Consider the following 12,378-nt stretch of genomic DNA (forward strand, 5'->3'; position numbering starts at 1 on the left):
CTCCCAACCTTTGATAAACTATAGATATCATTCTTACTGTTCACTAGGAGGAGATTATGAAAAGATTAGCATTAGTTTTCGGCTGTTTGTTGATGAGTGTCATGTTTTTGGCGGGGTGCTCGGAAGAACCTAGTCCAGAAGAACGCTTTGCGGCCTATACGAAACTATGGAATAAACAAGATTTTGCGAAAATGTATGATTATCTGTCAGCTGATACGAAGAAACAAGTCAGTGCAGATGAATTTGCAGAGCGATATAAAAAGATCTATAAAGGAATCGAAGCCGACCAAGTCAAGGTGGGCTATACTCAACCAAAAGAAGAAGAAGCAAAAGAACATAAAGATGATGAAAAGGTGAAATTGGCTTATACCGTCGACATGGACACGCTAGCGGGAACTGTCAGTTCCGACCATAAGGCGACCCTTGTCAAAGAAGAGAGAGATAAGGAAGAAAATTGGTACATTAAATGGGATGAAAGCTATATCTTCCCGGATCTCAAAGCTGGTGAAAAGATATCAGTCGAGTCCTACCCGGCCATCCGTGGCGAAATTGTCGACCGGAATGAACGTGGCCTGGCGATGAATGGGATGGTTTCGGAAATCGGAATCGTACCAGAGAAAATGGGTGACAAAAAAGCCACCGTCAAACAGGTGGCCGGTACTCTTAATATGACAACGGATGAAGTCGAAAAGAAATTGAACCAATCATGGGTGCAGCCTAGTTATTTCGTGCCCATCAAGCAAATATCTTCTGATGAGACAGCAACCTTGGATAAGTTGCTAAGCATCCCAGGGGTCTCTGCCAACAGTTCCGAGGAACGGATCTATCCTTATAAAAAGGCCACTGCGCATTTAATCGGTTATGTGGGGGAGGCTTCGGCGGAAGATCTGGAGAAATTAAAAGGCAAGGGGTACACCGCGAATGACGTCATCGGAAAACGTGGCCTCGAGCAAATTCTAGAAGAACGCCTAAAAGGGAAACCGGGCGGCAAGATCTTCATCAAGACAGAAGAAGGCGAGGAAAAAATCATCGCCGAGAAGCCGGCTGAAGAAGGCGAAACGATCACGTTGACAATCGATGCCGAACTTCAAAAGGATATCTTCAAACAATATGATAACGAAGCGGGATCGGCGGCAGCACTTGATCCGAATACCGGCGAGACACTGGCGCTCGTATCCAGTCCTTCTTTTGATCCGAACAAATATGTACTGGGCATCACGAATGCGGAACAGAAGGCATTGGAAGATGACCCGGACAAGCCACTGCTGAACCGGTTCAGTTCAACCTTTGCACCGGGATCGACGATTAAAGCACTAACGGCGGCGATTGAATTGAAAAATGGAATCGACCCTAAAGCTGCACTCAGCATTCAAGGAACAAAATGGGCGAAATCGAACTGGAAAGACCATTCCATCACAAGGGTCTCGAACCCTGGAGTGCCGATCGATATGGAAAAGGCCCTCATCTATTCCGATAATATTTACTTTGCCCAACAAGCATTGAAGCTTGGCAAAGATAAATTCTCAAAAGGGCTCCAAGACTTCGGTTTTGATGAATCCCTGAACTTTGACTACCCGATTAAAGCATCAAGTATTGGAAAGCTCGATAGCGAAGGACGCCTGGCTGATGCGAGCTATGGGCAAGCCCAAGTCCAAATGAGCACCCTTCACTTGGCAATGACCTACTCGGCTTTCTTAAATGAAGGAAACATCATGGCCCCTTCCTTAGTGACAGGCGATAAAACGGAAAAGAAACCGTTGAAAGAAAACATCATTTCTGCAGATCAAGCAACTACGATCACCAAGATGCTCACACAGGTCGTGGAGCATCCTAAAGGAACCGCACATGATTTAAACGATATTGGAGTGAAGCTGGCTACGAAAACAGGCACAGCCGAGACCAAAGCATCCAAGAATTCCAGCGGAACCGAAAATGGTTGGCTGGTTGCCATGGATACTGAAGACCCAGAGCTGATCATGGCCTGGATGATGGAAGACGTAAAAGGACGGGGCGGCAGCCATTTGGTAAGTGATAAAATGAAGCCGGTTCTGAAGAAATACTTGAAGTGACACAAAAAAGACACCTATTTCCAATAGGTGTCTTTTTTGTGTCACTAAATACCCGTAGAAAGGAGAGTGGACGAAGAAAATTATACCTGAAAAATCCTTAGTTTCGCCCAGTTTAAATCAAGAATAAGGCTGGTAATTAACGATTACTTCATTAAAATGTCATAACATAACAAAATATAGGTCAATAGTATTTGTGAATGACAAAATAGTAATATCTAATTCATTTATTTGATTATATGGAATATAAAACTATTATTATCAAATTTAGTTAGCTTTAAATCTAGTTAAAAGAATAATTGGAAACAATTACTAGGTTTTTTCCCAATAAATATTTATAAAAAGGTAGAAATTCCAAAAAACTTGTATTATTATAGATTAAGTAGAACGGATTGGTAATTAACCCAATTATAGTTCTCTAGTTTAAAAGAACTAGTCATTGATATTATTACTTGTCGTAGGAATTATGAATTGGTCATTTAGTATTAAATGCGTTTTTTTGTAAGTCGTTAGTTATTTCGCTCTATATGAGCTTGCGTTCCTAACGCACTACTTTAGATATTGAAAGGGAGTTTTTTCTAACATGGGAAAAAAGAAAGCAATTAAATTAGCAACGGCAACTGCAATTGCCGCATCAGCGTTCGTCGCAGTAGCACCAACACAATCAGAGGCAGCTACTAGCTCAGTTGACAAAGCGATTACAAAAGCTTCATCAGCAATGCTTAAAGCATTCAACACGTATAACAAAACGGCTCGCGTGGAAGGTAAGCTTCCTGCATTATCAACAATCAAAAAAGATGTAAAATCAGCTCAAGATGCTTATACAGCAGCTGCAAAAGAAATCGCTTCAAAAGGCGGAACTAAAGCTCAAAAAGCGACTCTTACAAAAAAACTAGATACTAACAAAAAATATCTAGACCGCGCTGAACTATACTTAAAAGCAGTTACTACTAACCTTAAACCTACTAAAGAAGCATTCACAGCGGCTGTAGCTGGTGGAACACAATCTAAAGTTTTATCTGCACAAAAAGCATACCAAGCAAAAATCAAAGAATTCGAAGCAAACGTGAAGAAAGTCTACGGACCAGATGCTCGTGAACTTCTAACTGCAAAATATGCAGATGCAGCAAATGAACTTGTTAACTCTGTAAACGACGAAATGACAGTTTACCAAGCTTACAAAAAAATCTCTGTCCTTGTTGATAAAGAAGACCTTGAAGCAGCTGAAAAATTAATCGTTGATACAAAAGAAACAGCAGCTAAAGTTGCTAAGTTAGATACTAAATTAGCTAAAAACATCACAAATGCTGTTGTGAAAATCAACAAAAAATTCGAAGATGCTCAAGTACCTGCAGTTAAAGAAGTAAGTGCGATTAACACTAAAACTGTTCAGGTAACTTTCTCAACTCCTGTTAAAGATACTAGCAAAGCTCAATTTGAAGTCAAAAAAGGTGCTTCTACAATTGGAGTAAGTGCTACTAAGTGGAGTGAGGATAAGAAATCAGCAACTTTAGAAATTAATTCTAAACTTACTGAAGGTACTTATAATATCTCTGTAAAAGGTCTTTCTGAAGAAGCACTTAATGGTTCAGTTACTGTTGAAAATGAAAAGGTAGCTGAAATTAAAATTCTTTCTGATAGTCTAATTAAATCAGGTGAAAAAACAGGCGCTGTAGGTTACCAAGTTCTTAATCAATATGGAGAAGACGTAACATCAACTTCTTTAGCTAATTTAGCAGTTAGCTCACCAAATGGTGAATTAAAAGCTGAAAAAGGTAAATTATCACTTGAGTCTTCTAGTGTGTTGAAAGCTGGAGATAAAGTTGTTGTAACTGTTATTGATAAGAATACTGCAAAAACAGCTAATGCAACATTAACAGTTGCATCAGAGGCAAAAGTTTCTGAAGTAGCGGTAAATGGTATTTATAACAAAGATAGCAAAACTTTATCTGAAGATACTAAATCTGATAATTTCTATGTATTAGTGGATGTAAAAGACCAGTATGGTAATGAAATTACTGATGTAAATAAGTTGAAAAATGAACTTACTGTTCTAGCTTCTAACACAACAGTTGCTGATTTTTCAAAAGATAAAGATGGGAAAGCAATCTTTGAAGAAATTGAAGTAAATAAAGTTAAGAAATTAGCTTTAAAAGTGGTTCCAGGTACAAAAGGTGATAGTTTAGTTACATTGATCTCTAATTCAACTGGTAAATCAGTAAGCCAATTAGTAACTGTTGCAGAAGGTGTTAAAGTTGATACGGTTACAATTGGTTCCCCTGAAGGCGTTATTGCTGGAAGTGAAAAAGTACTAGTGCCAGTAGAAATTACAAATAACAAAGGTGCGGCTGTAACAAAAGTTGCCGACACTACTGGTGTTAAAGTAACTCTTGCTGGAGCTACTTCAAAAGAAGGAAAAATTGTTGAAAAAGACGGAAAACTTTACATTGAATTAACTACGGATTCTGTCAAGGCTAATGAAGTAGGAAACTTAATTGTCTCTGTAACAACGCCAACTAATAAATTCAGTAATAAAGTTTTCCAAGTTAAGACTGATGCAGTTGCTCAAACTTTAGTTAATCTTGACTCTAAAGTATCAACTTCTATCTATCAAAATCAAAAAATAACTCTTGAAGATAAAAACTTTATCGTTCAAGATCAATATGGCAGAACTATTACAGATGGCTTTACTGTCGATGTGGAATCAGCAGATGATGCTAAAATTAAAGTTGAAAAAAAATCTGGTATTATTTCAATTACAGCTCTTAAAGACTCTGCCTTAGTAACCTTTACAATTAATAAAGGTAAAACGAACGAGTCATCTGTAGATGTAAGATTTACTACAGTAGCTCAGTCGGAATTCGCTTCTTATAAAGTTACTGATGCAGGAACTTTGTTAGCTACAGATGATGTTGATTATGCCAAAGACCTAGAAGTTTATGGTGTAACAAAGGATGGTAAAGAAGTTAAGTTACCGAAAGATGAGTATAATGTGGTAGTAGGAAATGGCGGATTTAAATACAACTCAGATACAAATAAGCTATCTGGAGATAAGTCACAAGTAGAAACAAATAGCAAAAACGGATTGCCTGAAACTAAGGACGCAACTGCAAAAGTGATCATTAATGATACTGGTGACGAACTTTCTGTTAAAGGTAAAATCTCTGCAGTAGCTCCAAAAGCTGCAAAGGTTGAATATGTAGAAAATGAAAAAACTGTAGATTCAGCTGAACTTACTATTACTACTGGTACTCTAACAGCAGGTAATTTAACTAATATTGCTGTTACTGACCAATATGGAGTAGAAGGAACTGTTGCTACTAGTGAAAAAGGAAACTTAGTCATTACGTTTGCTGATGATAGCCATAAAGATGCTTTAGTTACTTTCTCTAGTGTAGTTAATGTTGATAAAACTGAAGCTAAAATTGAGAGTAATGGTACCGAAACTGCGAAGGTGTCTAACTTGAAAGACGGTGCTACATTAACAGCAAAAGTTTCAGTTAATGGTGTAACTACTACTGTGAAGTTTAAAATTAATCTTGACGCAGTAAAAGCACCAGCTGAAGAAGTAAAAGACCCAGCTGAAGAAGCATAAAAAGTTAATTTAAATAAGAATTTAAGATAGAAGCCTCTGTGGAGAGAAATCTCTGCAGGGTTTTCTTGTACATAAAAGAAACGAACCTGCATCAAATAGAAAAATAAGCTTATATTATAATCGTGTATAAGAGTAACATCAGCCCTAATTCCTTTAAAAGAGTTAGGGCTATTTCTGTTGGGGGAGGATATTATAAAATTCTTTAGAGCCGTGTTTATAATTAAAAATTAGAGTGTAGTAGCTACTCACATAATTTTTAATGTTTTTGAATCCCTAGGTACATTTCAACGTATACAACAAATATCTATTGCACATCTTACTTTTATCTTAAAGAAAGGTGTGTATTTTTTTATGTCTGAAAATAACAGGTTAGCAATTAGCTATTATAGAAAATCTACAAAAATTAAAAATAAATCAGTAGAAGAAATTATTGGTTATCCGCGGCAGGTAAAATCGGAATATGCAAGAAATAATGGGATACATATAGCAGGGAATTTAGATATATTTAAATATTTCTAAAAAAAATTTGGACTGAATATTTATCCTTCTATTTGACTATAATTGTTCTAAGAATCTTTCAACATAATATTTTTTTAGTTGAAAGATTAAAATACAACATTAAATATATTTATTAAAACGAAGTAAACTTTTCTAACCAACTTTCAACATAATGTTTATTTAGTTGAAAGATTAAAACGGAATAATTAAGATTTGGGTTATTGTAGATATTAGCAATAACCCTCTTTCTTATGCCCTATGTTTAAAAATAGAATAGTTGATAACAATGTAGCTATCATTGATGACAGAAAATTTAAATAGAAAGGAGGAGAAATAGTAAGTGAACAATTCGGATAACTATTGGCAGAGCAATAGTGAAGCCATCCCTTTAGAAACAAGAGTTATTTTAAACGAATACTTATTAAGTATGAAATTGTCTAACAAAGCAGAAGCAACGATTAAGAAATATCGATGGATATTAGAACGTTTTTTCAGAGAATGTACAATTCAGTTGGAGGAGCTAACTTCAGATGATGTTTTACACTGGTTAAACGAGTTTTCCGAGGGTAAAAAGCCAAAGACCATAGATCTTTTTCTTTCAGCGATTTCTTCTTTTTTTCAATTCTGTTTAGCTGAAGAGTATATGGATACTATGGTCATAAAAAAACGCTGGCGTCCAAAAATTCCCCATGCTCTGCCTAAATATCTGACCGAGCAGGAGTATACCCGTGTAAAAATGGCAGCAGAAAGTTTATCCCTTCGTAACCGCTCGCTCATCTTGTTTCTTTTCTCATCGGGATGCCGAAGCTCAGAAGCTTCCCAATTAAATATTCCGGATGTTCAACTTGAAAAGCGTACAGCCATTGTAAAGGGAAAAGGAAAAAAGATCCGGCATATTCACTTTTCGGAGGAATGTGCTCTTGTTCTAAAGGAATATTTAGCAACACGTTCTAGCGATCTAGAAGGCCCTCTCTTTCAAAACAAGTTTGGGCAGCGCCTGACTAAGAGTGGAATCTATGCCATCACGACTAAATTAGGTAAACAGGCAGGTCTCACACAATCTCTCCATCCACACTGCTGCCGTCATACATTTGCGACAAATATGCTGGCAAGAGGGGCCAATATAGAATTTATTGCGGATGAAATGGGTCATGCAGATTTGAATACGACACGTGTCTATGCACGGATTCCAACAGAAGATATGCTCTTAGCCTACCAAAATAAAATGGGGTGAAAACAATGAATCTGAAAATCCAAAAATCTTTCTTTGATGATCATAAAACTAGATTTACTAAAGAAACAATCCGCAGTTATACTATATCGTTGAAACAATTCTTTGCTTTCTGTGATAAGAATTATGATGAAGTGAAGGCGAACGATGTGCGTGCCTGGCTTGCCTCTATGGAAGATCAGGGTTTAAAACCACGATCAATTCACTTAAAATTAAGTGCGTTGAAGTCCTTCTATCAATATTGTATGGAAGAAAATAAAACTACGAAAAATCCCACAGCAACTGTACATACACCTCAGAAAGATGATTCCCTTCCCTATTACTTAACAAAGCGACAAGTAGCTTTTCTTCAAGAACTGACCAGAAGTGACCCGCGAGACCGTGCCATCGTTGAGGCCTTATATGCAACAGGTGTCAGGGTAAGTGAACTCCTTGAGATTAAGCTCGAAGACATCAAATGGGAAACACGACAGATATGGATCCGGAAAGGAAAAGGAAACAAGGAGCGTTTTGTCCTATTCACCCACGAATGTGCAGAACGCTTGAAAACGTATCTTAGTAATCGAAAGAACGCCAATCCTTATCTATTCGCAAACAATCGAGGAGGACATTTAAGTCGGGTTTTTGTTGAAAAAAAGTTTCAGGAATTTACATCAGAATTGGGTTTTAAAGTCGTGCCACATACGATGCGACATACATTTGCAGCTCATCTTGCAGAAAAGAATATGCCTCAAAGCTACATTCAAGAACTGCTTGGTCATGTCAATATAAATACTACAAGAATTTATACTCGGTTGATGGAGCATGCTCGTAAAAAACAATATGACCGCTACCAAGGATAAATAGTGAAAGGAGATATAATGATTAATTATTGGGAGTTAGCAAAACAGTTTCCGAATATAGAAAATCAGAATGCAGTCAGTGAATTTTTGTTAAGTTTGAAACTAACAAATCGTAGTGAGACAACAATTAGAATGTATCGAAGTTTTTTAGAACAGTTTTTTGTTATGCAGACAGAGTCCTTTGCTTCACTTTCATCAGAAACCATTTATCAATGGTATTGTGAAAATCAAGGGCATGTAAAAGAGAGGTCACTTAAAGTACGTTTAAGTATTTTATCGTCTTTTTATACGTTCTGTGTTCAAGAAGAATTAATTGAACGCTCCCTAATCAAGAGCCGATGGTTTCCGAGGCTTCCGAAATCAGCACCAAAATACTTAGGAAAAGAAGAGATTGCAAAAGTAAGACAGCAAAGTGAAAAAGATTCTCTACGAAGTCAAACGATATTGGAATTTATGCTAACATCAGGTTGCAGAATTGGAGAGGTAAATCGGCTCAACTATGCGGATATAGATGTGGATAACCGGACTGCAACCATAGTTGGGAAGGGTAAAAAAATTCGTCAAGTCCATTTTACGGAAAAGTGTGCAATTCTATTAGAACGTTATATGATAACTAGAAAGGAATCGACATCCCCTGCCCTTTTCCTATCATTAGGAGGAGAGCGTTTATCTATTAGTCAAATTTATAGGACAATAAGATCGATTGGAGAAAAGGCGGGTCTTAAAAACTTGCATCCTCACCAACTACGTCATACCTTCGCGACGGAACTACTAGCTAAAGGTGCAGAATTATCATTTATTGGGGAAGAATTGGGCCATAATGATATTGCGACAACGCAAATATATGCTAGGCTTCTAAAAAGTGAAATTATTGTCCGTTACAGAAAATACATGGGTTGATTAGAGATATGAATAAAATGGAAGAGTTAATGATGAAATTTTTAGAGGATAATAAGTTCAAGTTTGAGCAAAGTACCCTTAAATATATCCAATTCAATGTGGAGGAACTGGTAGGTCATAGTGAAAAATCTATTCAAGAAATTCAAGCTAGGGATATACGTAATTGGTTGAATCAATTAATTGCAAAAGGATATGCCGAGGTAACGGTAAATACCAAATTTTTTAGAGTGAAACGTTTTTTTAATTATTGCTTTGAGGAAGAAATGATTACTAAAAATCCTTTTTGGGCAATACCAAATCCAGTGCAAAAACACAGAGAAAAACCTCCGAGATACTTAACAGTGAAACAACTGGGAGAGTTGAGAAACCTTGTAGAAGGAAGAGTGTTACAAAGAACAGTTGTTGAAGTTCTTTATACAACAGGTGTCAGGATAAGTGAATTATGTGCCATGAAGATAGAAGACATTAATTGGTCAGAGCGATCTATTGTAGTTAAGAAAGGGAAAGGTAAAAAGGATAGGCTGGTTCTTTTTACAAAAGATTGTGAGGAATATTTAAAAACTTATTTAAAAACTAGAACTGGGGATTTTCCTTTCTTATTTTTAAATAGGTGTAAGGATGGGCCGATTAAACGGTATTCGATAGGCGATTGGTTTATACAATACAGCAAAGAACTTGGTTTTAGGGTGACTCCTCATACATTACGTCACACATTCGCTACACACCTTGCAATTAAAGGAATGTCTCTAGAGTATATACAAGCATTACTAGGACATGAAGAATGGACGTGTACAAAAGTATATGTTCAATTCAATGTTCAAGCACGAAAGGAATTGTATGATGAATGGATGTAAAGTTATTTACTTGTAAATTTAAGGATATAGAACGGCGATTGATGTATTGTGCTTGACTCTTTTTCTTAATAAAAAGGCAAAAGGGGCCAATGCATGATAATCAGTATTACCCGTACTAAACCGTGGCTTATAAAAAATGCCATAAACCCTATATATTCAAGGGTTAATGGCGTTTTTTGATGTCGGTTGAAACAGAATGAAAGTGCGATTAACGCTACACAAGCGGTTGTAACTTTTGAGGGAGAAATTGGCGAAGCTACTGCTGAAAACTTTACTGTTGATAATAACGTAACAGTAATCAAAGCTGAAGTTAGTGCTGATAACAAAAAAGAAGTTAAATTGACTTTCAATAAAGCCTTGACAGATAAAGATACTTATAAAGTAACGGTAAATGGTGTTAAATCTGCTACAGGTTCTGAATTAAAAGAAGCCCAAACTGTAGAATTTAAATATGAAATTGCTGCTGTTAATTCAGTTGCATTATCAACTACAAAATTCTACGATGGAGAAAGTATTCTTGATTCAGTAGTTGTTAAAGACAAAAATGGTTTAGTATTAGATAATGATTCATTAACTCTTGAAATTTCTTCAACTGATGCTGGTGCAGTAGCTGCAAATGGCGACGTAACAACATCGACTACCAAATCATTCTATGTAGAAGTAAAAGTAAAAGAAGGTTCTGATACTTTAGCAACTACTGGAGCGGTGAAAGTAACAGTAGCACCAGAATTAGAAGTAACATCATTTGATGGGATTCATATTGGAGCAGCTACTAATGTTTCAACATATGAGAATGCTAAAAAGCTAAACAAGTTGAACACTACATTGAAAGTCAATGAAGATGGTGCTGTATTGAACCTATTTGGTAAAGATGTAGATGGTAATGTTGTTGCATTAAGCCCAGTTGAAGCAAGTGGTTCTACTGCTGCTAACTATAAAATTACAAACTTAACACCAACTGTAGCTAACGTAGAGGTTGTTAATGGAGAATTTGTAATTAAAACGATTACGGCTGGAAAAGCACAAGCTAAAATTAAAGTTGGCGATGTTGAAACTACTGTATCATTTGAAGTAGTTGCTAACGAAAAAATTACTGATGCAAAATTAAGTAAAGATAAAGTTTCACTTGATACAGCTACAGGTGCAACTAAAACAAGTGATACAGTTTCAGTTTCTTTATTAGACCAGTATGGTGAGGATATTGACTTCCCTACTACACCTGCACCTGTATTAAACACAGAGGGAACAGTAGTAACTTTTGGAGATAATAGCAAATTAACTGTTAAATCAAGCAATACTAAGGCTGCTACAGCTACTGTTGCTGCTGATGGAACAGTTACTATTGATAAAGTAGCAAAAGGTTCTTCAACTGTCACTGTAGAATATAAAAATGCTGCTGGAACAGTAGTATTTACAAAATCTATTGCTGTAACAGTTAGCGAATTTGATACTGAAACTGCTACCTATAAATTAGCATTAGCTTCTAAAAACGCCGTTTTAGATGCCGATGATGATACGTCAGAAACTGGTGCAGATGTTGATGATGCAGTAAAATTCGTACTTAACGAGTTGGATAAAAACGGTAATGTAATTAATACTAAAGCACTTGATGGTAGTGCTGCAGCATTAACATTTACTACATCTACTGCTAAAGATGCCGCTTTCCTTGCAACAGCTTATGCTGCTGGTACTGGAACTATTGCTTTCAACAGTGATGCGGTAGTTAAACTTGTTAACTCTGGAACAGTAAATGTTACTGCTACAGTAGGTGGAGTAGCAGTTGATACAATTAGTGTTGCTTATAAAAACACTGACTCTGTAGCTACAAAAGCTGTAGTAAACACTTCAAACCGTACTGTGGATTTATCAAACCTAGGTGGTACTTCAGTAACTTCGAAGGAACTACTGTTTGGTAAACTAAATACAGCTGGAACAAAATACTTGTTAAACCCTGCACTAACTATTCAAGACCAATTTGCTGCAACTATGAGCTATAAAATTGCAACAGCAACAGACTTGTTAGCTAATGGTTTGACAGTAAATTCTACACCAGTCGTAACTAATTTAAATAATGTTTCAAATGCTAGTGGGGTACTTACTTTAACTGATGATTCTAAAGCTGGTACTGTAACAATTGTAGTACCTGCAGTTAGCACAACAGCTAATGCAGACCTATTAGCGGCTCCTGTATCTATCAATGTAACTTTAGTTAAGTAATTTAAAGTTATTGAATAGGTGAATGATACACTAATCAATATTTAAAACTCTGTGGAGAGAAATCTCCGCAGGGTTTTTCTTTTTGACATGACTATCTGCATCAGGTAGTAGGGACCCGAATCAAATAGAAAAATAAGCTTTTTTTATGATAGTGTAAAGTATCCATATCATCTCT

General features: G+C 36.4%; 8 protein-coding genes. All 8 read left to right on the top strand.

The features are described from left to right. The first annotated feature begins 56 nt into the window (after window positions 1–56). The 8 genes from ACQKL6_RS00915 to ACQKL6_RS00950 all read left to right on the top strand — a co-directional run bounded on the left by ACQKL6_RS00915 (window position 57) and on the right by ACQKL6_RS00950 (window position 12,203). On the top strand, window positions 57–2,069 hold the full coding sequence (locus ACQKL6_RS00915; RefSeq protein WP_427650266.1) for a penicillin-binding transpeptidase domain-containing protein: 2,013 nt from the start codon (window positions 57–59) through the stop codon (window positions 2,067–2,069). A 580-nt stretch (window positions 2,070–2,649) separates the two neighbouring features. Next, window positions 2,650–5,661, top strand: coding sequence for a hypothetical protein (locus tag ACQKL6_RS00920; RefSeq protein ID WP_427650267.1), 3,012 nt, complete (start codon window positions 2,650–2,652; stop codon window positions 5,659–5,661). Between the two features lie 351 nt (window positions 5,662–6,012). Further along, window positions 6,013–6,180: a hypothetical protein gene (locus ACQKL6_RS00925; protein WP_427650269.1), complete on the top strand. Its 168-nt coding sequence runs from the start codon at window positions 6,013–6,015 to the stop codon at window positions 6,178–6,180. Between the two features lie 319 nt (window positions 6,181–6,499). Then, window positions 6,500–7,393 carry a tyrosine-type recombinase/integrase gene (locus ACQKL6_RS00930; protein WP_427650271.1) on the top strand — a complete coding sequence of 298 codons (894 nt, stop codon included), beginning with the start codon at window positions 6,500–6,502 and terminating at the stop codon, window positions 7,391–7,393. A gap of 5 nt (window positions 7,394–7,398) precedes the next feature. Further along, on the top strand, window positions 7,399–8,232 hold the full coding sequence (gene xerA / locus ACQKL6_RS00935) for a site-specific tyrosine recombinase/integron integrase (protein WP_427650273.1): 834 nt from the start codon (window positions 7,399–7,401) through the stop codon (window positions 8,230–8,232). Window positions 8,233–8,250: 18 nt separating this feature from the next. Then, a complete protein-coding gene (locus ACQKL6_RS00940) occupies window positions 8,251–9,132 on the top strand; it encodes a tyrosine-type recombinase/integrase (protein ID WP_427650275.1) in 882 nt (293 codons plus the stop codon). 8 nt (window positions 9,133–9,140) lie between these two features. Further along, the gene (locus ACQKL6_RS00945; RefSeq protein ID WP_427650277.1) at window positions 9,141–9,986 is read left to right on the top strand and encodes a tyrosine-type recombinase/integrase; all 846 of its coding nucleotides are present in this window, start codon (window positions 9,141–9,143) and stop codon (window positions 9,984–9,986) included. Window positions 9,987–10,172: 186 nt separating this feature from the next. Further along, window positions 10,173–12,203, top strand: a complete 2,031-nt coding sequence (locus ACQKL6_RS00950; RefSeq protein ID WP_427650279.1) for a hypothetical protein — start codon at window positions 10,173–10,175, stop codon at window positions 12,201–12,203. Window positions 12,204–12,378 lie beyond the last annotated feature (175 nt).

It is taken from the genome of Peribacillus sp. NPDC097197 (assembly GCF_050278025.1).
Taxonomy (GTDB): domain Bacteria; phylum Bacillota; class Bacilli; order Bacillales; family DSM-1321; genus Peribacillus.